We start from the raw sequence: 22430 nt of genomic DNA, 5'->3' as shown, positions 1-22430 counted from the left end.
ATTTTAACATTACGATGAGTGGAAGGTGCAACGATGGAAGCGGATAAAAAGAAGCTGGCCTTAAATATAGTAAGCTCCAAAGTCAATCACAAAGGATTCGGTGCTGGAGCAATCGATCTTAGCAATGTATCAGGGGTAATTATCGATGGAGATGAAGCCTATCTCGATGAGGGCACACTGCATGCCAAGAGTAAAATCGAGAAAGGCATTAAATTTTCGACGAACAAAGAGGATGTGCCGAACGGACGCAAGGCGTGGATCGTATGGGTTGCCGTCGACCGCACCGAAGAGGGAGCATATTATGCCGGCATGTCTGCTTGCGAGATGCTGATCGATACGGAGGCACGCCGGGGATGGAAGATTCTGGCCGATCATGTAAACAAGATGGATGGTGCCATGAAGCGTAAATTCATCCTGGATGGCTTGTCAGACAGCGAGCGTGCAGCCTTGAAAAAACAGCTGATCAGCCATAACGAAGAATGGTGGAACCGCTCGGATCAAGTGCTGAAAGATGCCCTTTCGTAATTGTACCAAGGCATAATTGGAAGTTATGAACATTATGTGTCATCCATTGTTACGTTCATGTGAACCGAGTATACTAGACCCTAGTGTATGTTACCTCATATACTAGGACAGCAAAAAGGCAGACTAAGACGCGCTTAGTTCTGCCTTTTTGTGTTCTCGGAAAGCCGCGTGGGAGCTGGAAATCAGTCGTTCCACCAGCGTTTGAGATCGTTCCACCAAGAGCCGTTTTGGCCTTTTGGCGTGTTCTTTTTATCATCGCCCGAAGCGGGTTTGGCGGGTTTGCCCGTACAGTAAGTTGTTGGCTCCGTGCCGGCGAGAAATGCCTCAAGATGAGCGTTCGGGCAGTCCTCGTTGGACAGCTTTCCGCTCACAGGATCAATATAGACATTGGCTACGCCTTCTGGAATTTGGAAAAGTTTAGGCGGAATGGCCTCGAGCGTTTGTTCCGTGAATTCTGCAAAAATCGGCGATGCCAGATGAGACTCGACGGTAGAGATGTCCCGGTCCTTATCATAGCCGACCCATACCGCAGTAGCGAGCTCCGGTGTGAAGCCGACCAGCCAAGCATCCGTATCGGTCGTTCCGGTCTTACCGGCAATCGGCCGTTTGATCGTGCTGGCAACACGGTTACCCGTACCGCCTTCCTCGAACACACTCTCCATGAGACTCGTCATCACATAAGCAACCGCAGGGTCAATTACCTGCTCCTCTTTCGGGGCTGCTTGATATAAAATCTGACCATTCGCATCCTCAATCCGCACAATCGCTGTCGCTTCCTTATGCAGACCCTGATTCGCAATGGTTCCGAATGCAGACGCCATTTCTAGCGGGCTAACAGGGAAGGAACCGAGCGCCAGCGAAGGCAGAGGCTTCATCGGTGAGTCAATGCCCAGTTTGTGGGCTAGATCAATCACCTTTGCAGGGCCAACGTCCAGAATCGTATGAACCGCATAGATGTTATCGGACTTGGAGATCGCCTGCCGCATATCGATATTCGCGTTTACATATTGATCGTTGAAATTTCTCGGCGTGTAACGTTGCCGCCCTTCGTCGTACGTGAACACCGTCGGTTCACTTTTCACCTGTGTGACGGGGGTATACCCATTTTGCAGAGCTACCATATACACAATTGGTTTAAAAGAGGACCCCGGCTGCCTTGTATTCGACAAAGCTCGATTGAACTGATTTTCTGAATAGTCGCGTCCGCCGACCATCGCTTTAATCTCGCCGGTACGCGGATCAATGGCGACGAGAGCCGCCTGCAGCTCTGTTTTGCCGGTTAACTGTTGGTTGACGACATTTTCGGCAATTTCCTGCGCTTTCTTGTCGAGCGTCGTGTATATGCGAATGCCGCCTTCGTCGAATTGCTCCTCAGGGATCCCGAGCTTTTCGGTGGCCAGCGTCCGTACATAATCTCTGAAATAGGGGGCGGCTGCCGGCTTTTTCTTCGTCAGCGGTTGGATGGTCAACTTCTCTTTGCCGGCAGCGTCTGCGGCATCTTGCGTGATGAATCCGCTGCGGACCATCGTTTGGAGCACGATTTTTTGCCGGTCCAGCGCATTTTTCATATCATAATAAGGGGAGTAGTAACGTGGCCCCTTCGGGACACCGGCAATCAAGGCGCTCTCGGCTAACGTCAATTCACTGGCGTGTTTGCCGAAGAATAGCTCTGAAGCTGTTTCTATGCCATAGGTCGAATGACCGTAGTAAATTTGATTTAAATAATCTGCAAGAATTTCATCCTTGCTTAGCTGCATCTCCAATTGAACGGCATACATCGTTTCTTTGATTTTACGCGCCCAGGTACGGTCATGCGTCAAATACAAATTTCTCGCCAGCTGCTGCGTGATGGTACCTGCACCCTGCACTTTCGCCATCGCTTTCACATTGACAATCGCTGCACGGGCAACAGCTTTCACATCGACACCGAAATGATCATAGAAATGTTGATCCTCCACGGCAAGTGTAGCTTTGATAAGGTATGGGGAGATTTCATTTAATGGAACGACCTGCCGATTTTGCCCGGAATAGAATGTGTCGATGAGTTCGCCGTGTGTATCAAACATTTGGGAAGTTTGCAGCATCTTCGTGACAGGCAGCGTCTGCGAGCGTAGATATACGAAAAAGATGGCCGCAGCAATGAGCATGAACACACAGGTAGTGAAGAAGAAGGAGAACATTTTTTTAATACGGCGCATCCATCGCATGGACGCAGGCACCTCTTGCTCCCTTTGTTTTTGCGGAGTGCCTGAAGAAGGCTGACGATTGTTTTCATTATCGGACATCGATTCCTACCTCCTTTCTTGCTTCGCCCTAAGGACGTATTAACCAGTATGGAAAAGCATGGGTTTCCGTATTCAATAAATTGTAAATATTTTTTGTGAATTCGGGAAAAGGCCTAGGAAATTATTGCAATTTGGGGGTAATGAACTATAATACAATTTGTGCGTGTGAAGGGACGGGAAATTTTAGCCGACTTTGCATGACATTTTGGACCGGTGGAACACTGTTAGAGATAACGAATGTCAGTAATTATTCATCCAATATAGAAGCGAAAGAAGGTATGAACATGGATTTGTGGTACACAGAGAAACAGACAGACAGCTTCGGCATTACAGCGAAAGTAAAAGAGACTTACGTAAGAGAGCAAACGGATTTCCAAGATCTGTCGATGATCGAAACCGAAGAGTGGGGAACGATGCTTACCCTGGACGGCATGGTCATGACAACGGTAAGAGACGAGTTCGTTTATCATGAAATGGTTGCTCACCCTGCACTTGTGACTCACCCGAACCCTGAGAAAGTCCTTGTTGTGGGCGGCGGCGACGGCGGCGTAATCCGTGAGATCATGAAGCACCCGAAAGTGAAAAAAGCCGTTCTGGTCGACATCGACGGTAAAGTAATTGAGTACTCCAAAAAGTACCTGCCAACCATTGCCGGCGAATTGGACAACCCGCGCGTTGAAGTGATCGTAAACGATGGCTACATGCACATTCATGATCACAAAAATACATACGACGTTATCATGGTCGATTCCACAGAGCCAGTTGGCCCCGCGGTTGAACTGTTCACCAAAGGTTTCTACCAAGGCATTTATGATGCGTTAAAAGAAGACGGAATTTTCGTTGCTCAAACGGACAACCCTTGGTTCAAAGCAGATCTGATCCAAACCGTTAACCGTGACGTCAAAGAAATCTTCCCGATCGTACGCGTATACAGCGCGAATATCCCGACGTACCCAAGCGGTCTCTGGACCTTCACAATGGGCAGCAAAAAGCATGACCCTCTTCAAGTCGAGGAAGCTTCCATTCCGGAATTCCCGACGAAGTACTATACAGCACGCCTACACAAAGCAGCATTCGTGTTGCCTAAATTTGTTGAAGATTTGATCAAATAAATGAAAAAGCCGTCAGCCCTTGCGAGAGGGAGGCGGCTTTTTTGTTTGTGGTGTAGCAAGGCGGGGCCGAGTTTGGTCGTGAGTGTAGGTGCAAGTGCGAGTTCAAGTGCAACCCCAAGCCGAAGCTCTACCCCAACCCCAACCCCCGATCCCAACCCAAGTAGCCAATGTTCTGTAACGGACTCAGGAGCCGTTATTCTGAGGATTTCAGTGAATTTGGGGTTCTAACGGACTGAGGAGCCGTTATTTAGCTCTTTTGTCGCTGTTTTGGGCCATTTCATGCAAATAACGGCACATGAGTCCGTTAGAAGCTAAACTTGTCCCAAAAGCGGCGAATAGAGTCCCCTCAGTCCGTTAGCCGAGAAGTAGTGCTCGCATGGGGAAGCTGGTGATCGAAGTAACAGAATCCACCAATTAGTAGAGCAAGCTAGTTAAGTACCACGAGACCCACCGGTAGAAGCAAGCTAGTTAAGTAGCATGAAACCCACCAGTAGAAGCCAACTAGTTAAAGTACCATGAAACCCACCAATAGCAGCTCACCCACCAGCTCTTCCAAGTAGCCAATGTTTTGTAACGGACCCAGGAGCCGTTATTCTGCGGAATTCAGCGGATTTGAAGTGGTATCGGACTGAGCAGCCGCTATTTAGTGGTTTTGTCGCTGTTCTAGGCCATTTCATGGCAAATAACGGCACGTGAGTCCGTTAGAAGCTAAACTTGTCCCAAAATCGGCGAATAGAGTCCCCTCAGTCCGTTAGCCAAGAAGTAGTGCTCGCAGTGGACTCCCCCAAGCACCACCAAAAATAATTCCCCCACCTCCACAACACTGCCATACTGTTGTCAGTCACACTCCACTATACTAATTACATGAAGTATGAAATCACACAACCATGGAGGTAATTCCTATGTTCACTACCGTAGATAGCTTTATTAACGAATACCAGCGCGAATCCGCCACAACACAGCAACTGCTCGACGCCTTAACAGACGCCTCCCTACAACAGCCGCAAGCCGAAGGCTATAGGCCGCTAGGTTTTATCGCGTGGCATTTAGTGCACAATGACCGCGGAATGCTGCTCGTAGCCGGGCTCAAATTCGATGCGCCTTCTGCGGCCATCAGCCCGCCATCAGAGGCTGCGACCGTAGCGGATGCTTACCGCTCAACAACAGCCGGGATTCTGGAAGCAGCCCGCACACAGTTAACAGACGCAAAAATGCTGGAAGTCGTGAACATGTTCGGCCAGCAGTGGACGATCGGCGAAACGCTGTTCGCGTTCCTTAAGCATGAAATCCATCACCGTGGACAGCTCACGATTTTGATGCGCCAAGCAGGCGTGCCTGTTATTGGAGCCTATGGTCCTTCCAAAGAGCAGTGGGCAAACATTGGGATGCCAATTCCAGCCATTTAACAACGACAAAGCATGCCAAGGAAAGCCTCAGATTTCACGCATTCGTGAGATTTGGGGCTTTTTGGCATGAGGAAACAGCTGGCTTCGACATCATTCCTGAACGCTGATCGCAGTGATACATTGAATTCGTCGAACCTTTCATATAAACTAATACCTAACTTGCCTTATCTTGACATAAGGTGCAAAGAGGACCTGCAGAATAGGAGAATGACGAATCATGACGGATAAAGCGCGTGTGCGCATTCGCATTGAGAGCCGGAGCGGGAGCGAGACAACTGTGCAGAAGGCGCGGGGAGACCTGTACCGCAAAGGCAATCACACCTACATCCGCTATGAAGAAGAACGCAGCGAACTTGGACGAACGGTGACGCTTATTAAGCTGGAAGAGAATCAGATCCGCATCGTCCGCCAAGGAGATGTGCAAGCGGAGCAAACGTTTGTGCCTGGCGAGAAACGACTCGGATTTTATCATACGCCGCAAGGTCGCCTGGAACTCGAAATCGAGACGCACGAGCTGACAAGCGAAGCGGAACAGGGCATCGGAATCACGCGATGGAAATACGATTTATATGCATCCGGCACGCACGCGGGGACATACAGGATTAAGTTGTTAATTCAGGAGGAGTAAGAAGAATGGACGTATTAAACGAAGTCAAAGTCATCGTGAAACAAGCGATAGCAGATGCCGTTGCTGCTGCTGGCATTGTGGATGCCGCGCAGTTGCCGGAGATCATTCTGGAAGTACCGAAGGAAAAAACGCATGGGGATTTCGCAACGAACATTGCGATGCAGTTGACCCGTATTGCCAAGCAGAATCCAAGACAAATCGCCGAGCAGATCATTGCGAACCTGCAGAAAGATAAAGCGAATATCGCGGAAGCAGAGATTGCCGGGCCGGGCTTTATTAATTTTAAAATGAACAAAGTTTACCTTTATCCTGTTATCGCGGACGTGCTCGCCCAGGGTGAGCGGTACGGGGCAAGGAACGTGGGACAAGGGCTGAAAGTGCAAGTTGAGTTCGTCAGCGCCAACCCGACAGGTTCCTTGCATCTCGGACATGCCCGCGGCGCAGCTGTAGGGGATGTGCTGTGTAACGTGCTGGACCTTGCGGGGTATGACGTATCCCGGGAGTACTACATTAACGATGCGGGGAACCAAGTCGTAAATCTGGCCAAATCCATCGAAGCCCGCTATTTGCAAGCGCTTGGACAAGATGCCGAAATGCCGGAAGACGGCTACTTCGGGGAAGATATCAAGGGCTTTGCGGCAGATCTTGCCGCAGAAGAAGGAGATCGTCTGCTGAGCTTGCCGGACGATGAGCGCCGTGCTTTTTTCCGTACGTATGGCTTGAAAAAAGAACTCGACAAAATCAAACGCGACTTAGGCCGCTTTGGTGTACGTTTCGACAACTGGTTCTCTGAGACGTCGATTTATGAAGATAACCTGATTCCACCCGTTCTACAAGAACTGCGTGACAATGGACATATCTATGAAGAAGAAGGCGCTACTTGGTTGAATACGACGCCGCTGGGTGACGATAAAAACCGTGTTTTGATCAAAAATGACGGCTCCTTCACGTACTTGACGCCGGACATCGCCTACCACCGCAATAAGTTCGGGCGCGGTTTTGAGCGCTTGATTAACATCTGGGGCGCCGACCATCACGGCTACATCCCGCGGATGAAAGCGGCCATGACGGCGCTTGGTTTCGAAGCGGATCGACTTATTGTGCTGATCGCGCAAATGGTGAGCCTTTTCCAAAACGGGGAAAAGGTCAAAATGTCCAAACGTACCGGCAAAGCGGTCACGATGGAGGATCTCATGGACGAAGTCGGCGTCGACCCGATCCGTTATTTCTTCGCAATGCGCAGCATGGACTCGCATCTGGACTTTGACATGGACTTAGCGGTATCTCAGTCCAATGAGAACCCGGTTTACTATGTGCAGTACGCACATGCACGGATCTGCTCCATCTTCCGCCAGGCGGAGGAGCAAGGCATCGCGGTGCTCCCGCTGGAGCAGGTTGACCTTGCGCAGCTTTCCTCGGAAGCGGAATTCGACTTGCTGCGCAAGATCGGAGAGCTTCCGGAAGAGATCGCGATCGCGGCGGAGCAGTACGCGCCGCATCGGATGATCCGCTATGTTTACGAACTGGCCAGCCAGTTCCATAGCTATTACAGAGGCCACTACGTCATCACGGATGACGCAGCCTTGACGCAAGCGCGCCTTGCCTTGCTTGGCGCACTGCGCACGACCCTCGCCAACACGCTTCGCGTAGTCGGCGTATCCGCACCGGAGCGGATGTAAGTTTCCGCTCCCACCAAAAAGGAGTTAAGCAGCCATAAGCCGCTTAACTCCTTTTTCATTGCGAGTCTCTGATCTGCCTCGCAGCCCGCAAAGCCCGTCTGGCGTTCAGGTGCCCTGGCTGCCAGCGTGTGCTTTCGCGCTTGTTAATGCCGAGCGCGCACCGCCGCAGCACGCTTTTGATCTGCTGCGGCGACAAGGGCTTGATGGCCAGCATTAGCGCGATAACGCCGCTGACGTGAGCGGTGGCCATGGAAGTGCCGCTAAGCTCATTGTATTTGCCGTGCAGCCAGGACGAGTAAACTCGTTCACCTGGCGCATAGATGTCAATTTGTTTGCCGCGATTGCTGAAGGGAGCTATGCGGCCTAGCCGCGTTGTGGCTCCAACGGAAACGACCTGGGAGAAGCGAGCGGGATAATCAATCGTTTTTCGTTTGCCATCATTACCGGACGAAGCTACAATGACTTTTCCTCTGTAATACGCGTTCAAAACAGCCTGCTCCAGCGCACGGTTGTATGACTTCATGCCGAAGCTCATGTTGATAATATCGAGATCATTGTTTACGCACCAGTCGATTCCGGCAATAATGTCTGAGACATAAGCGCTTCCACTGTGGTCAAATGCCTTGACAGGGTGAATAATCGATCTGGGTGCGACACCGACGATTCCCGAATTGCGGCCAGTCGCGGCAATGGTGCCTGCAATGTGCGTGCCATGGCCATTATCATCATAGGGGAGCATGCTGCTATTTAATAAATTGATTCCCCGTGAGATTGAATTGCGTAAGTCTGGGTGATTGTAGTCGATGCCTGTATCGATGACGCCTACATGGATGTTTTGGCCTAGCGACTTGCCCCAAACTTCAGGTGCGCCAATTTGATCAACGCCCCAGGGGATGGTCTGGGAGCCGGAGCCAGATAGCGTGGTTGCACGTTTGATGAGGGTTCTGCTTCCGACCGATTGGTGAACGGTAACTTTGGTATCTTCTTCAATGACCGGATTGCCTGCGAACTGCTTGAGTTTCGAGTCGGGACGGAGTGTGCAGGAGAAGGCGTGAATGATGTCGATCGTGCGAACCTTGGACAGGTTGGCCAGGCGGGATCTCATTCGCTTCAGCTCGGATTTGCATGCGTAGTAGTCCTTGGCTGATGAGAAACGGATCAAATGCTTCTTCCCGGATTGCTTGGTGAGTCCGATTTCCTCATGAAGCGAATGAAGAAAGGTGGCTATATCCATACGTGCCATCCCCCCATGACAGCTAATAATCGAGTCTCCCCTATCCTATGTACAGGTCACCCCTTCTGACCGTGTGATAGCCTTTATAGAAATAAATGGGTGCGAAGCCGTGTCAGATGTGCTGGTTTTACATAGGATAAATAGAGAGGCGCGAGCAGGAGTGTCTCTTCCTCAGGTACTGGAAACGGCTGTGACTCGCTCATACCGCTTCCTTAGGATACAGTCGCAAGCGGAGGGGGACCTTCGCTTGTATTCATTTTAGGGGGGCCTGTCCGAAAGGTTTTTTGCGGGTAGTTGCAATTTTAGAAAAAATAGGTTTTACTTAATGAAGATATTGGATAAGGTAGATAGAAGAAGTGAAGAAGACGGTCGAAAGGGATGTGCCTTAGATGAGTAGCGAATACACACTCAAAATCACCACAGAACAAGCACGCGAAATGCCGATGGTGGATTTGGCGTTTGAATTATTGAAATCGGCGAATACGCCGTTTTATTACCGTGACTTGATGGCAGAAATTGCAAAAATTAAAGGGTTATCCGAGCAGCACGTTATGCAAGTGATTGCCCAACTATATACGGAAATCAACATCGATGGACGTTTTGCTTGCGTAGGTACGAATCTATGGGGCTTGAAGCGTTGGTACCCTGTCGAGAAATCAGATGATGCGGTTGGTAACGCGAAGCGTCCAAGAATCATCAATGATGAAGACGACGATCTGGATGAAGACATCTACGCGGAGGAAGAAGATACATACGCAGAGGAAGACGAGTACGATGCGTTTGGCACGGAATCCGAAGAGGAAGAAGCGGAAGAAGATACAGAATTCTTTGAGGATGAAGAGATCGAAGAGGATCTTGGCGAAGAAGGTATCGAGGAGTCTGACGACGAGGATGAGGACGATCTCGACGAAGATTCCGATTTGGATGAGGATGATTCCGATCTGGATGACGAGGATGACGACGACAAATAACTTGTCTTGACAGCCGCTGCCCGTTCAGAGTAAACTATTGCATGGGCTTTAAAAGAATCTTAACAAATCGCGCAAGCGTTCAAAAAGTGCCCCGTCTACTCACGGGTGTCACTTTTTTTTGTTTTCAGGCTGTTTTTTCACCAGATTTTCATGAAAACCCTCATTTAGTAGACACTAAATCTGAGGCAGTGGCACCACGACAACGATAGCGAATGCTTACGGTGTAAGCTTTTTGCATAGAAAGACACAGGCCGGTGATCTGGCACTACTAAACGTATGCGTACGTTGCAATTTTCAACTAAAAAACTATTAGGAGGCGTACATAGTGACAAAATACATTTTCGTTACGGGGGGCGTAGTTTCATCCCTTGGCAAAGGAATTACTGCAGCTTCCTTAGGAAGATTGCTGAAGAACAGAGGTCTGAAAGTTACGATTCAAAAGTTTGATCCGTACATCAACGTGGATCCAGGGACAATGAGTCCTTATCAGCACGGTGAAGTTTTCGTAACTGATGACGGAGCTGAAACGGATTTGGATTTAGGCCATTATGAGCGTTTCATTGATATCAACCTGTCCAAAAGCTCGAACGTGACTTCAGGCAAGGTGTACTCCTCCGTTATTACCAAAGAGCGTAGAGGGGAATATCTCGGGGGTACGGTTCAAGTTATTCCTCACATTACGAATGAAATTAAAGACCGTGTATTGCGAGCGGGCCGTGAGGCACAATCCGACGTTGTCATTACCGAAATCGGCGGAACCGTTGGCGATATCGAGAGCCTTCCTTTCTTGGAAGCGATCCGTCAAATGAAAAATGATATCGGCCGCGAGAATGTCATGTATATTCACGTTACGCTGATTCCTTATATCAAAGCTGCAGGTGAAGTGAAAACAAAACCGACACAGCACAGTGTCAAAGAACTGCGCGGCTTAGGCATTCAGCCACACGTTATTGTTTGCCGTACCGAACATTCTTTGACAGAAGATATGAAGCGTAAGCTTGCTTTATTCTGTGACATTGATCCAGCCGCTGTAATCGAGTGTAAAGATGCAGAAACGCTTTACGAAGTGCCAATGATGCTTCGCGAACAAGGACTTGACGATTATGTCGTGAATCATTTGAAGCTTAAAACGAATGAGCCAAACATGACCGAATGGGAAAGTCTCGTTCGTAAAGTCAAATCTTTGACGAAGAAAACGGAAATCGCCATTGTCGGAAAATATGTTGCTTTGCATGATGCTTATTTGAGCATTGTTGAAGCTTTAGGACATGCCGGCATCGATAACGACTCCGAGATCGACATTCGTTGGGTAAATGCAGAAGAAGTTTATGATCACAACGTAGATGAACTGCTTTCCGGCGTACAAGGAATCTTAGTACCAGGCGGTTTCGGCGATCGTGGTATTGAAGGCAAAGTGTCTGCTATTCGTTATGCCCGCGAGAAGAAAATTCCTTTCTTCGGTATTTGCTTGGGTATGCAGGTGGCTGTTATTGAGTATGCGCGTTCTGTTTCAGGTTTGGATGGTGCGAACTCCTCCGAGATTAATCCGACTACGGCTTATCCGGTTATCGATCTTCTGCCGGAGCAGAAGGATATTGAGAATTTGGGCGGTACTATGCGTCTTGGTCTATATCCATGCAAAATTGTTCCAGGTTCATTGGCGGAGAAATGCTACAATGATGAGCTTGTTTACGAGAGACATCGTCACCGGTATGAGTTCAACAATGAGTACCGCGAATTGATCGAATCCGCTGGCTTGCGCATTTCCGGTACGTCCCCGGACGGCCGTTTGGTCGAAATGGTGGAGCTTCCAGGCCACCCTTGGTTCTTGGCGGTACAATTCCATCCGGAATTCACATCCCGTCCGAACCGTCCGCAGCCGCTATTCCGTGAATTCGTGAAAGCAGCTCAAGGAATTGAACGTAGCTAACTCGCTATGTGAACTACCTCCTGTAAAACAACTTATTTGTAAAAGTTTTCAATTTGGTTCTCTCTCGTGAAGGAAAACGGAAATGAATAGCGAATACGTTATGTATCTGTGAAGTGCAGGGGATTTGTTATTCGTTTTCGGGAGGGAACTGGGCTGATGAAGAAAAAAGTGCTAATTGTCGATGATCAAAATGGAATTCGCGTACTGCTAATGGAGGTTTTCAGCAATGAAGGATATGACACTTATCAAGCCTCTAACGGTAAATTGGCTTTAGAAATCGTCAAAAATTCTTCGCCGGACCTACTATTACTGGATATGAAAATTCCCGGTATGGATGGCCTAGATATTCTCAAGCACGTTAAAGCAATTGATGCCTCGATCAAAGTGATCATGATGACAGCTTATGGCGAGCTGGATATGATTAAAGAAGCGACGGACCTGGGTGCAATCATGCATTTCACGAAGCCGTTTGACATTGATGAGTTGCGCATGGCGGTTAATATGCAGTTAAATAATGAGTCAAGCAGTGGTTTTGCCGTGGGATCCTAGTCATAGGGTCTTTTTTTGTGGCTGAGAAGCGTGGGCTTGGTTATCATTTGAAAGTATATGTGCTATAATAACTCAGGTATGACAAGAGCGGTCTACGCAAAACTACAAAAAGGTTCTAGGAGGAAGAGAAACATGGCATTGGTTTCAATGAATGAGTTTTTACCTAAAGCAAAAGCGAACAAATTCGCGGTGGGTCAATTTAACATGAACAACCTTGAGTTTGCTCAAGCGATTGTGGAAGCGGCAATGGAACTGAAATCCCCTTTCATTTACGGTGTTAGCGAAGGCGCACTGAAATATATGGGTATCGAATTTACAGTAGCAATTGCTGAAGCTGCAGCCAAAAAATCCGGTCTGCCAATCGCTTTGCACTTGGATCACGGCAGCTCCTTTGAAGTAGCAATGAAATGTATCCGCGCAGGATTCAGCTCCGTTATGTTCGACGGTTCACACTACTCTTTCGAAGAAAACATCCGTTTGACGAAAGAAGTTGTTAAAGCGGCTCGTGCAATGGGCGTATCCGTTGAAGGTGAGCTTGGAACAATCGGTGGTGTTGAGGATGACATCTCCGTAGACGAAGAGCACGCTAACCTTGCAAAACCTGAAGAAGCTATCCGCTTCTACGAAGAGACAGGCGTTGACTGTTTGGCAATCGCAGTAGGTACAGCACATGGTATGTACGCTGGCGAGCCTAACATCCATTTTGACATTATCGAGCAAGTTTCCAAAGCGATCCCAGTTCCTGTTGTATTACACGGCGGTTCCGGTGTTCCTGACGAAATGATTCGTAAATCGATCGCTGCAGGCGTTGGTAAAATCAATGTTAACACTGAGAACCAAGTAGCATGCACAGACACGATCCGCGCAGTTCTGAACAAGGACGCAAAAATTTATGATCCTCGTAAATATCTAACCCCAGCTCGTAACGCAATGGTCGAAGTTGTAAAATCCAAAATTCAATTGTTCGGAAGCAGCAACCAAGCTTAATTATAATTGTATAGATGCAGTGGGAAATGCCGCAAGACGCAAACGGAGGATGCGAAATGTCCGCCGTTTGCATGCTTGCGGGCGTTTCCTTCTTCTATTTTTTGTCTTCAGTTGTTACTAGGACTGTAAGCGTTTTTGTTATTGATGTTCTTATTTCCTTTTATTTGTTCATGTTCATTTCAATAGATTGTGATACAATTTTGGTTGCAATTGGCGTTTAGGTTGAGGAGTTTGCGTTACAGGAAGGCACCTGGATTTAGGGGGAGAATCATGTTGGAGAAATTAATGGTGGTCGGGGGACGTCCACTACGAGGGACTGTTCAAATTAGCGGAGCTAAGAATAGTGCGGTTGCACTTATTCCAGCTGCGATTCTTGCTGAAACGCCGGTAACGTTGGATAATCTGCCGCATTTAAGCGATGTGGCTACATATACAGAAATTTTGACGGATTTAGGAGCTACCATCGACTGGAACGAAGATCGGATGACGATCGATCCTAGCAGAATGAAGTCTCTTCCAATGCCTAATGGAAAAGTTAAGAAGTTAAGAGCTTCCTATTATTTGATGGGAGCGCTGCTCGGAAGGTTTGGGGAAGCGAATATTGGTTTGCCGGGCGGATGCAATTTTGAACCGCGTCCAATCGATTTGCATATCAAAGGCTTTGAAGCTTTAGGGGCTGAAGTAAGCAATGAGAATGGCGCATTAAGAATTCGGGCCAAAGAGCTGCGTGGAGCTAAGATTTATTTGGATATGGCGAGCGTAGGGGCGACGATCAACATTATGTTGGCGGCTTCACGTGCAAAAGGAAATACAATTATTGAAAATGCGGCGAAAGAGCCTGAAATTATAGATGTAGCTACATTGTTGAACTCGATGGGTGCAAGAATCAAGGGTGCTGGTACCGATACCATTCGGATCGAAGGGGTAACGGAGATGCATGGCTGCCGCCATTCCATCATTCCTGACCGTATTCAAGCAGGAACGTATATGATTGCAGCAGCTGCTACGCGCGGCGATGTGACTGTAGATAACGTCATTCCTAAACATATGGAAGCATTAACAGCGAAACTTCAAGAAATGGGTGTACATATCTACGAGATGGATGAATCCATTCGTGTAGTAGGTCAGCCTGAGTACTCTAGCGTCGATGTAAAAGCATTAATTTACCCAGGGTTTGCAACAGATTTGCAATCTCCAATGGCAAGCCTATTGTGCCAAGCTAGAGGAGTTAGTATACTAACGGATCATGTTTACAGCAATCGTTTCAAGCACATTCCTGAGCTCGTGCGGATGGGAGCTAAGATGAAAGTTGAAGGACGCTCCGCCATTATCGAAGGATCCGAGCTTAGCTCGGCGAAGGTTCGGGCAACGGATTTGCGAGCAGGAGCATCCCTTGTACTTGCCGGTCTTAGCGTAAGAACTGGCGGTATCACAGAGGTGTCCGGGGTAGAGTTTATTGACCGTGGGTATGAGAACTTAGTCTTCAATTTATCTTCACTGGGTGCCGAGGTTTGGCGCGAGAGCGAGGAGTAAGGAATAAAGTTCCAGACAACAGGCAATGCTAGAATCCAATTGAAAATTTAATAGTTTGGTGGTTGAATCATGAGCATGCAGCTTGCTGAGCTTGAAGTACTCAAGCTTACTGAATTATATAAACTAGCTAAGAAACATCAGATTCCATACTACGGTACGCTGAAGAAAAAAGAACTCATCTTTGCAATTTTACGTGCACAAGCTGCTGAAAGTGGTCTAATGTTTATGCAAGGTGTCCTCGAAATTCTTCAAGAGGGCTTTGGTTTCTTGCGTCCCATTAACTATCTTCCAAGCTCAGAAGACATTTATATTTCTGCTTCCCAGATTCGCAAATTCGATTTGCGCTCCGGGGATATTGTATCAGGCAAATGCCGTCCTCCTAAAGAGAATGAGCGTTATTTCGGGCTTCTTCAGGTTGAAGCGGTTAATGGCGAGAAACCGGAAACAGCTGCCGAGCGGCTTCATTTCCCTGCCTTGACGCCACTCTATCCGGATACGCGTATTACGCTTGAAACAGAGCCTAACAAAGTTTCCATGCGTATCATGGATTTGCTTGCGCCTGTAGGTCTAGGCCAACGTGGATTGATTGTTGCGCCTCCCAAAGCAGGTAAAACATTGCTGCTCAAAGAAATTGCCAACAGTATTTCTACGAACTACCCTGACATTGAGCTTTTCGTTCTGTTGATCGATGAGCGTCCTGAGGAAGTTACGGACATGCAGCGTTCTGTGAAAGGAGAAGTTGTTGCTTCTACTTTTGACGAGCTGCCTGAGAATCATATTAAAGTTGCTGAATTAGTCCTGGAACGCGCTATGCGTTTAGTTGAACATAAGAAAGACGTTGTTATTTTGCTGGACAGCATCACTCGGTTGGCTAGGGCCTACAACCTTGTAGTTCCGCCAACAGGCCGGACACTATCCGGTGGTATTGATCCTGGCGCATTTCATCGTCCGAAGCGTTTCTTCGGAGCTGCCCGTAACATCGAGGAAGGCGGCAGCTTAACGATTCTCGCTACAGCACTTGTGGAGACGGGTTCGCGTATGGACGACGTCATCTACGAGGAATTTAAAGGGACAGGTAATCTTGAGCTGCATCTGGATCGTAAAATGGCGGAACGCCGTATTTTCCCTGCTATCGACATTCGCAGATCCGGTACGCGCCGCGAAGAGGCGCTGCTGAGCAAAGATGAACTCGAGAAGGTATGGGCGCTCCGCAAAGGTATGAACGATTCGCACGAATACACCGAGTCCTTCATCAAAAAACTTGCCGAAACGAAAACGAATCAAGAGTTCCTGGATTCTTTGGCTTCTCCATCGACGGGCTCTTCACCGTCCACAGGGGCGAGCAAAGGGAAAGTGAAAAACTCAGCATCTTAATGAGATGCGGAAGATGCGTTAACGCATAAAGAGGAGTACCGTTATGAATTTGGTTTATTCAGACTCACAAGGAAACGTTTTTGACCATCCGGATTTTTTGGCGCTTGGTCGAAATGCTGAAATGATTACAGAAATTATGGAAGACGAGTTGATTCCGCTGCCCGAAGGGGCGACGCTTGTCAGTCTTCCTTTTACACGGCCAGTAGGCATAGATGCTGAGACTGGCGATATGAAGCTGGTGCCAGGCGATTATCATGCTGTCGGTGCGCTGCTGCCGCAGGGGTTTACCCGCCTGCTGCTGCCTGGTTACGTCAAATCCGACAAGACCAAGGCGCTGCCGCTGTTCGGTTATACGGCTGTTGTATGGAAGGATGATGCCTTCTATGTAGCTGCTCGACTAACGGATAATCCCTACTTCTGGAATCCGATTCATTGCGATGTGACGGAGCTGGAGTCCCAGGTCAAAACCTTGACGGCCAAGTATCCGGAAAACCGCTTGTACGCACACTTATCCAACTGCGCACTCGGTTATGAGTGCCTGACCGCTTCGAATACCTTCCTGCAGCGTTGGGAAGGCGCTGTTCCGGTCTCCTATTCCTGTAACGCAGGCTGCTTCGGATGTATATCGGAACAGCCGGATGAGAGCGGCTTTGTGGCTCCGCAGACGCGTATGAATTTTAAACCTCAGATCGAAGAGATCACGCAGATCATGCTGGAGCATCTACGCACGCCTGATAGCATCATCTCCTTCGGACAAGGGTGTGAAGGTGAGCCTAGTACACAAGCGGCGCTTATTGTTCCGGCTATCAAGCAGGTTCGTGAGCAGACGAAGATGGGCTACATCAACATCAACACGAATGCAGGGCTGACAGACCATATCCGCGGCATCGTAGACGCCGGGCTTGACCTAATGCGTGTGAGTACGATCAGTGCTTTGGATGATCACTACAATGCCTATTACAAGCCTAGAGCTTATACGCTGAAAAATGTTGAGAAATCCCTTCGCTACGCAACGGACAAAGGTGTAATTACTTCAATCAACTATCTTGTTTTCCCAGGTGTAACGGATCGGGAAGAAGAGATTGAGGCTATGATCGAATTCGTGCGAAGAACGGGATTAAAATTAATTCAATTGCGCAACCTGAATATTGACCCTGAAAGTTATTTGGGGATTATCCCTAAGGCTCGGGGCGAGCTGCTTGGCATGAAGCAAATGATTGAGATTTTCGAGCAGGAATTGCCTGATGTTGTGCTTGGATCTTACTCGCATACGCCAAAGTTCTACGCCAGCGACAGAAATACGACAATGGTTCTCTAAGTTAGGGGGTTCCACTCGTTTTTCCATTGCATTCGAACTTGCGAATATGCTACAATGCAAAAGTACCTAAGGTACGTCCATTAACTCTGATTCAGCAAATGATTCAGGGCGGAAAGAGGTGAACCAACATGAAAGCAGGTATTCATCCTACTTATCATGCAACCACAGTGACTTGCGCTTGTGGTAATGTGTTCGAAACGGGTTCAATCAAGCAAAATCTTCGCGTTGAGATTTGCTCCAATTGCCATCCTTTCTACACTGGTAAACAAAAGTTTATCGATGTAGGCGGCCGTGTCGACAAGTTCAAAAAGAAATACGGAATCTAATTGGTATCAATTACTTTGCTGCCAATCAGCATAAGACGTCCTCCCTTGGTCATCCTAAGTTTAGACTTAGAGTCCAATGGGAGGTGTTTTTATGTTCAAGGGTATGCGAAGAATAACCTTAGCCATTCTGCTTACCATGAGCTTGGCCGGGTGCGGCATCAATTCGAGTAACAAAAACCCGCCGCAGACGGATACGGGCAATTATAAAGCGCAAAATTACAAGCGGGACGGGTATTTAGGCATCACCAATGTGAATCCAAACGACCCGCTGAATCCGACGTATCATCACTACGAGGATGATTCAAACTTAATGAAAAATGTGCTCGCACAGTTTCAAGGAATCGAGAAATCCAATATTGCCATCAACGGACCCAATGCTCGCGTGAAAATAAAAGCAAAGCCGCACTTGACGGCGGCGCAAGTTGAAGAGCTTCGCTCTCAAGTGCAAAACGCTTTTGATACCAATATGCCGCGTTACAAAACAACGGTGAAAATGTCACGGTAATCAAGGCGATCAGGTATATTTTCCCCCTTAGTTGCTATTTACAGGTGAATCAGCTATACTATTTTTACTGTGCTAGACGGGGAGGTAGCGGTGCCCTGTAACTCGCAATCCGCTGTAGCGGGGTTGAATTCCTGTTAGCGGTACTGTGATGTGAGGTCTGGCTCTTACACGTGGTGTTGAGAGTTGGGTCCTTCGCAATGAATGCTCATGAACCCGGTCAGGTCTGGAAGGAAGCAGCCGTAAGTGAGATGTTTCATGTGCCGAGGGGCTGCCTGACTTGAGCTAACGATAAGAGTTCGCTTGTATCACTTTATCAATAACAGGTGCACGGTTTATAATGAAATTTCATATGACTTTGAACTTGGACGCCTTCTTTTGGGGCGTTTTTTATTTTGTCTATCCGCATCAGATCCGGATTCCATGTTTGATCCTCTATTTCATCCCCTGTTGCGATATAGTATAATGGATTCAGCATTCCACGCAGGGATTAATGGAGAGGAACACTATGGCACATATTGCTCTATATCGAACGTGGAGGTCTCAGACGTTTCGTGAGGTTGTCGGTCAGAAACATATCACGCAGACACTGCAGAATTCTTTGCGAGAAAATCGCCTTACCCATGCTTATTTGTTCAACGGACCACGGGGAACAGGGAAGACAAGTACGGCCAAAATATTAGCCAAAGCAGTTAACTGCTTAAACGGTCCAGCTGAAGAGCCATGCAATGCTTGCTCTGCCTGTGAACGCATCACGGACGGCGCTGTCATGGATGTCGTTGAGATTGACGCCGCTTCTAACCGCGGTGTTGAAGAAATTCGGGATATTAGGGATAAAGTCAAGTATGCTCCTACCGAAGTCAGACAGAAGGTCTATATCATCGATGAAGTGCACATGCTGACTACAGAGGCTTTCAACGCACTGCTCAAAACACTTGAAGAGCCGCCCGCCCATGTGATGTTCATACTAGCGACGACGGAGCCGCATAAGATTCCGGCAACGATTATTTCTCGCTGTCAGCGCTTTGACTTTCGACGTGTTTCGATGGATGATCAGGTGCAGCGGCTGAAATATATTTGTGATCAGGAGCGGATTTCCATTAACGAGGAAGCGCTCCATTATATTGCAAGATTGTCCGATGGCGGGATGCGCGATGCGCTCAGCCTTCTGGATCAAGCGACCTCTTTTGCAACAGGGGAAGTGCAGCTCTCGGACATATTGTCCATCACCGGCGGGGTGGCTTCCGATCAATTCAAAAAGCTCGTGCTTTGTATCAAAGACAAGAACCTTGGCGCCGCGCTAGAGCTAATCGATACATTTATGCAAGAAGGCAAAAGTGCTGACAAATGCATCGAGAATTTGATTAATTATTTCCGCGATTTGCTCATGGTTCGCATGGTGCCGAATTCGCCGGTCATTACAGAACGCGTGTTTGATATGCGCGAGCTCAGTGAAATTGCCAGCCATTTTACGCCAAACGAAATGATGGGCATGATAGAAATACTGAATCATTATCAGAGTGAAATGAAGTATTCCGTCCAGCCCCAAACCCTGCTCGAGATTTCAATTATGAAAATGTGCGGCGGTCATAGCGGCGAAGGACATGCGGCTGTCAGCGCAGGGGCAGATCTGGGAAGCCGGATGCCGCAAGGCGATCTTTTTGCTCAAATGACCCAGAAGCTCAAACAACTTGAAGACCAGATAGCTGGACTGTTAAAATCGGGAGTATCGGGTGCGGCTGTTGAAACGAAACCAGCGCCCAAAATGCCGGTGGCCTCTGCGCCGTCCAAGAAGTCAGGGATTAAGCTTGATGGATACCTGAAGGCTTCGGAAGGTCCGGAAACCAAAGCAGCTCTTATGAAATGGAGTCAGGTGTTGGGTCTGGTCAAGGAGAAGAAGATTACAGTCCATGCTTGGTTTGTGAATGGTGATCTGGTCTCAATGCTCGATGATGTGGTATTGGTTGCGTTCAAGAATGAAATGCACCGTAACACGACAGAGAAACCGGAGAACAAACTCATTATCGAGCAAGTACTCAGCTCAGTATTCGGCAAGTCCATGCGCTTGCTTACGGTTATGCGCAAAGAGTGGGACGACGCGAAGAGTGATGCGACTACCAGTCAGCCTGAAGTTCTGGAACTTGTGGCGGAAGAAGGCAGTCCAGGATCTCCACCCAAAGAGGAATGGATCTCCGAAGCGATTCAACTGTTTGGCGAAGATTTAGTGACCATTAAAGAAGACTAGACTAAATACAAAGGAGCAAACAAAAATGAATAACATGAACCAAATGATGAAACAAGTGAAGAAAATGCAAGAGCAAATGATGAAGGCTCAAGAAGAACTGGGCACGAAAATCATTGAAGGCACAGCTGGCGGCGGCGTTGTTACTTGTACAGTGAATGGACACAAAAAAGTACAAAGCATCACAATCAAGCCTGAAGCTGTTGATCCGGATGATGTTGAAATGCTGCAAGATCTTGTGCTTACAGCTGTCAATGACGCGATGACCAAAGCGGAAGAAATCGCGAATAAAGATATGGGCAAATTCACAGGTGGTATGAACATCCCTGGTTTGTTCTAATCACAACCATGAGCTACGATTCTGAAAGATGAGGGAGAACTTCCTTTGTATTACCCCGAACCGATTTCTAAGTTAATCGACGCTTTCTCCCGCTTGCCGGGGGTAGGCCCCAAAACGGCGGGACGCCTTGCTTTTCATGTACTTCGTATGAAAGAAGAAGATGTGATTGATTTTGCGAAGGCGCTCGTCAACGTAAAAAGAAACCTCCACTACTGTTCCGTCTGCTGCAACATTACCGATGTTGATCCTTGCCGGATCTGTCAAGATAAGAACAGGGATGGTTCCGTCATTTGCGTCGTACAGGAGCCTAAGGACTTGGTTGCTTTGGAACGCACCAAAGAGTTCGAAGGCTACTATCATGTCCTGCATGGGGCGATTTCCCCTATGGAAGGGATCGGACCCGATCAAATTCATATCGCCGAGTTGCTCAAGCGGTTAGGGGATGAAACCGTACAGGAATTAATCTTGGCCACGAACCCGAACATTGAAGGTGAAGCTACGGCCATGTACCTGTCTCGATTAGTGAAGCCTTTTGGCCTGAAGGTTACGCGAATCGCGCACGGACTACCTGTTGGCGGAGATTTAGAATATGCCGATGAAGTAACACTGTCCAAAGCCATGGAAGGCCGCAGGGAATTATAAATAGCCGTTAATCATGCAAAAGGGAGCTGAAGAGCTCTCTTTTTTTGTTTCGTGAAAAGAAGTGCATAGTTCTATTTGCTCTATTTCTCCCATAAGCATAAGGGTAGATTAACCCGTATTTGGGGTCATGGAGGTTTGCTGATGAGACCAGCTCTGTTAGGTATGCACGGAAGGAAGAATCCACAGACGAAAAAAGGGGCAAAAGAGGAGCTTCTGCGGGACAAGCAATTGCTGCTGCAAGAGATCCGTTCGGCACATGCGAATTGGGTGGCAGCTCAGGCGCATTTCGAGTTTGCCTTGGACAAGGATCAGATTGACTATGCCATCTATGCGATGGAGGCGGCTGAGAAGAGATTTGAAATGCTCATTAAGCAGGCTAAAAGGCTAAATCTGAGCATGATTGACACTGATCGATTACTGGAGGTGTAGACGTGTATATTAAATATGCGGTATGGGTATTACTCATACTATCCTCACTATTGCTGCTAGTTACCGTATTGCGTAACAGAGGGGCTGGCAGATTATTGTCTGGTCTGACATTGAATGTTGTTGTAGCAGCCTTCCTGCTATATGCTTTGAATTTGCTGAGCACCTATACGCAGGTGGACTTGCCGATTAATACAGCTACACTAGGAACGGTGACGGTGTTAGGTGTACCGGGGGTTCTTCTGCTTGTTGGATTAAAACTGACCTTGTTATAGGTGGAAGGAAAATACAGTTGTCATATGGGTTGACTCGGAAGCAGCATCTATGTTATCTTATAAAAGTTGCCGCTGAGACATGCGGGAATAACGAGTAACTTGAGAAAAACAAGTTGCAAATGAAAAGTTAGTATGGTATATTGAAC

The 22430-nt window shown here is 47.9% G+C and carries 21 protein-coding genes and 1 other RNA gene; 20 read left to right on the top strand and 2 right to left on the bottom strand.

Features of this window, described 5'->3' with window-relative positions:
• Window positions 1–33 precede the first annotated feature (33 nt).
• Window positions 34–525, top strand: a complete 492-nt coding sequence (locus tag PCH02S_RS29310) for a YwhD family protein (protein ID WP_127457635.1) — start codon at window positions 34–36, stop codon at window positions 523–525.
• Between the two features lie 182 nt (window positions 526–707).
• On the opposite strand, the gene PCH02S_RS29305 is transcribed toward PCH02S_RS29310, so the two are convergent.
• The gene (locus tag PCH02S_RS29305) at window positions 708–2810 is read right to left on the bottom strand and encodes a transglycosylase domain-containing protein (protein ID WP_127457634.1); all 2103 of its coding nucleotides are present in this window, start codon (window positions 2808–2810) and stop codon (window positions 708–710) included.
• Between the two features lie 284 nt (window positions 2811–3094).
• Here PCH02S_RS29305 and speE point away from each other — a divergent pair, with 284 nt between their 5' ends.
• The 4 genes from speE (at window position 3095) to argS (ending at window position 7635) form a co-directional block, all read left to right on the top strand.
• On the top strand, window positions 3095–3922 hold the full coding sequence (gene speE, locus PCH02S_RS29300; protein WP_127457633.1) for a polyamine aminopropyltransferase: 828 nt from the start codon (window positions 3095–3097) through the stop codon (window positions 3920–3922).
• Window positions 3923–4824: 902 nt separating this feature from the next.
• Window positions 4825–5328 (top strand): DinB family protein, encoded by a 504-nt coding sequence (locus PCH02S_RS29295; RefSeq protein WP_127457632.1) that lies wholly within the window; start codon window positions 4825–4827, stop codon window positions 5326–5328.
• A 217-nt stretch (window positions 5329–5545) separates the two neighbouring features.
• Window positions 5546–5956 carry a DUF1934 domain-containing protein gene (locus PCH02S_RS29290; RefSeq protein WP_127457631.1) on the top strand — a complete coding sequence of 137 codons (411 nt, stop codon included), beginning with the start codon at window positions 5546–5548 and terminating at the stop codon, window positions 5954–5956.
• Window positions 5957–5961: 5 nt separating this feature from the next.
• Complete coding sequence (gene argS, locus PCH02S_RS29285; RefSeq protein ID WP_127457630.1) at window positions 5962–7635, top strand: arginine--tRNA ligase; 1674 nt, start codon at window positions 5962–5964, stop codon at window positions 7633–7635.
• Between the two features lie 55 nt (window positions 7636–7690).
• On the opposite strand, the gene PCH02S_RS29280 is transcribed toward argS, so the two are convergent.
• Window positions 7691–8869: a S8 family peptidase gene (locus PCH02S_RS29280; RefSeq protein WP_127457629.1), complete on the bottom strand. Its 1179-nt coding sequence runs from the start codon at window positions 8867–8869 to the stop codon at window positions 7691–7693.
• Window positions 8870–9258: 389 nt separating this feature from the next.
• Between PCH02S_RS29280 and rpoE the strand changes: the two genes are divergently transcribed.
• The 15 genes from rpoE to PCH02S_RS29205 all read left to right on the top strand — a co-directional run bounded on the left by rpoE (window position 9259) and on the right by PCH02S_RS29205 (window position 22284).
• On the top strand, window positions 9259–9840 hold the full coding sequence (gene rpoE, locus PCH02S_RS29275) for a DNA-directed RNA polymerase subunit delta (RefSeq protein ID WP_127457628.1): 582 nt from the start codon (window positions 9259–9261) through the stop codon (window positions 9838–9840).
• A gap of 325 nt (window positions 9841–10165) precedes the next feature.
• Window positions 10166–11770 (top strand): CTP synthase, encoded by a 1605-nt coding sequence (locus PCH02S_RS29270; protein ID WP_127457627.1) that lies wholly within the window; start codon window positions 10166–10168, stop codon window positions 11768–11770.
• 156 nt (window positions 11771–11926) lie between these two features.
• Window positions 11927–12319 (top strand): response regulator, encoded by a 393-nt coding sequence (locus tag PCH02S_RS29265; RefSeq protein WP_079418635.1) that lies wholly within the window; start codon window positions 11927–11929, stop codon window positions 12317–12319.
• Between the two features lie 132 nt (window positions 12320–12451).
• Entirely contained in the window at window positions 12452–13306 is an 855-nt protein-coding gene (gene fba, locus PCH02S_RS29260; protein ID WP_127457626.1) for a class II fructose-1,6-bisphosphate aldolase, read from the top strand.
• Window positions 13307–13579: 273 nt separating this feature from the next.
• A complete protein-coding gene (locus PCH02S_RS29255; protein ID WP_127457668.1) occupies window positions 13580–14839 on the top strand; it encodes a UDP-N-acetylglucosamine 1-carboxyvinyltransferase in 1260 nt (419 codons plus the stop codon).
• A 69-nt stretch (window positions 14840–14908) separates the two neighbouring features.
• Window positions 14909–16213: a transcription termination factor Rho gene (gene rho / locus PCH02S_RS29250; protein WP_127457625.1), complete on the top strand. Its 1305-nt coding sequence runs from the start codon at window positions 14909–14911 to the stop codon at window positions 16211–16213.
• A 43-nt stretch (window positions 16214–16256) separates the two neighbouring features.
• Entirely contained in the window at window positions 16257–17531 is a 1275-nt protein-coding gene (locus PCH02S_RS29245; protein ID WP_127457624.1) for a radical SAM protein, read from the top strand.
• A 128-nt stretch (window positions 17532–17659) separates the two neighbouring features.
• Window positions 17660–17857 carry a 50S ribosomal protein L31 gene (rpmE, locus tag PCH02S_RS29240; protein ID WP_029197218.1) on the top strand — a complete coding sequence of 66 codons (198 nt, stop codon included), beginning with the start codon at window positions 17660–17662 and terminating at the stop codon, window positions 17855–17857.
• Window positions 17858–17948: 91 nt separating this feature from the next.
• Window positions 17949–18362: a hypothetical protein gene (locus PCH02S_RS29235; RefSeq protein ID WP_127457623.1), complete on the top strand. Its 414-nt coding sequence runs from the start codon at window positions 17949–17951 to the stop codon at window positions 18360–18362.
• A 67-nt stretch (window positions 18363–18429) separates the two neighbouring features.
• An RNA gene (ffs, locus tag PCH02S_RS29230) (signal recognition particle sRNA large type) lies at window positions 18430–18693 on the top strand.
• 174 nt (window positions 18694–18867) lie between these two features.
• A complete protein-coding gene (gene dnaX / locus PCH02S_RS29225) occupies window positions 18868–20604 on the top strand; it encodes a DNA polymerase III subunit gamma/tau (RefSeq protein WP_127457622.1) in 1737 nt (578 codons plus the stop codon).
• Window positions 20605–20629: 25 nt separating this feature from the next.
• Window positions 20630–20941, top strand: a complete 312-nt coding sequence (locus PCH02S_RS29220) for a YbaB/EbfC family nucleoid-associated protein (protein WP_127457621.1) — start codon at window positions 20630–20632, stop codon at window positions 20939–20941.
• Between the two features lie 45 nt (window positions 20942–20986).
• Window positions 20987–21583 (top strand): recombination mediator RecR, encoded by a 597-nt coding sequence (gene recR / locus PCH02S_RS29215; RefSeq protein ID WP_127457620.1) that lies wholly within the window; start codon window positions 20987–20989, stop codon window positions 21581–21583.
• Between the two features lie 141 nt (window positions 21584–21724).
• Window positions 21725–22012, top strand: a complete 288-nt coding sequence (locus tag PCH02S_RS29210) for a DUF2508 family protein (RefSeq protein ID WP_127457619.1) — start codon at window positions 21725–21727, stop codon at window positions 22010–22012.
• A 2-nt stretch (window positions 22013–22014) separates the two neighbouring features.
• On the top strand, window positions 22015–22284 hold the full coding sequence (locus PCH02S_RS29205; protein WP_246069293.1) for a pro-sigmaK processing inhibitor BofA family protein: 270 nt from the start codon (window positions 22015–22017) through the stop codon (window positions 22282–22284).
• Window positions 22285–22430 lie beyond the last annotated feature (146 nt).

The sequence above is a fragment of the Paenibacillus chondroitinus NBRC 15376 genome (assembly GCF_004000765.1).
Classification (GTDB): Bacteria; Bacillota; Bacilli; order Paenibacillales; family NBRC-103111; genus Paenibacillus_E; species Paenibacillus_E chondroitinus.
This window is presented reverse-complemented; position numbering and strand designations above follow the sequence as displayed.

Coding starts and splice junctions, on each gene's coding strand:
- PCH02S_RS29310 (WP_127457635.1), top strand. CDS start 34: ATGGAAGCGGATAAAAAGAAGCTGGCCTTAAATATAGTAAGCTCCAAA.
- PCH02S_RS29305 (WP_127457634.1), bottom strand. CDS start 2,810: ATGTCCGATAATGAAAACAATCGTCAGCCTTCTTCAGGCACTCCGCAA.
- speE (WP_127457633.1), top strand. CDS start 3,095: ATGGATTTGTGGTACACAGAGAAACAGACAGACAGCTTCGGCATTACA.
- PCH02S_RS29295 (WP_127457632.1), top strand. CDS start 4,825: ATGTTCACTACCGTAGATAGCTTTATTAACGAATACCAGCGCGAATCC.
- PCH02S_RS29290 (WP_127457631.1), top strand. CDS start 5,546: ATGACGGATAAAGCGCGTGTGCGCATTCGCATTGAGAGCCGGAGCGGG.
- argS (WP_127457630.1), top strand. CDS start 5,962: ATGGACGTATTAAACGAAGTCAAAGTCATCGTGAAACAAGCGATAGCA.
- PCH02S_RS29280 (WP_127457629.1), bottom strand. CDS start 8,869: ATGGATATAGCCACCTTTCTTCATTCGCTTCATGAGGAAATCGGACTC.
- rpoE (WP_127457628.1), top strand. CDS start 9,259: ATGAGTAGCGAATACACACTCAAAATCACCACAGAACAAGCACGCGAA.
- PCH02S_RS29265 (WP_079418635.1), top strand. CDS start 11,927: ATGAAGAAAAAAGTGCTAATTGTCGATGATCAAAATGGAATTCGCGTA.
- fba (WP_127457626.1), top strand. CDS start 12,452: ATGGCATTGGTTTCAATGAATGAGTTTTTACCTAAAGCAAAAGCGAAC.
- rho (WP_127457625.1), top strand. CDS start 14,909: ATGAGCATGCAGCTTGCTGAGCTTGAAGTACTCAAGCTTACTGAATTA.
- PCH02S_RS29245 (WP_127457624.1), top strand. CDS start 16,257: ATGAATTTGGTTTATTCAGACTCACAAGGAAACGTTTTTGACCATCCG.
- rpmE (WP_029197218.1), top strand. CDS start 17,660: ATGAAAGCAGGTATTCATCCTACTTATCATGCAACCACAGTGACTTGC.
- PCH02S_RS29235 (WP_127457623.1), top strand. CDS start 17,949: ATGTTCAAGGGTATGCGAAGAATAACCTTAGCCATTCTGCTTACCATG.
- dnaX (WP_127457622.1), top strand. CDS start 18,868: ATGGCACATATTGCTCTATATCGAACGTGGAGGTCTCAGACGTTTCGT.
- PCH02S_RS29220 (WP_127457621.1), top strand. CDS start 20,630: ATGAATAACATGAACCAAATGATGAAACAAGTGAAGAAAATGCAAGAG.
- PCH02S_RS29210 (WP_127457619.1), top strand. CDS start 21,725: ATGAGACCAGCTCTGTTAGGTATGCACGGAAGGAAGAATCCACAGACG.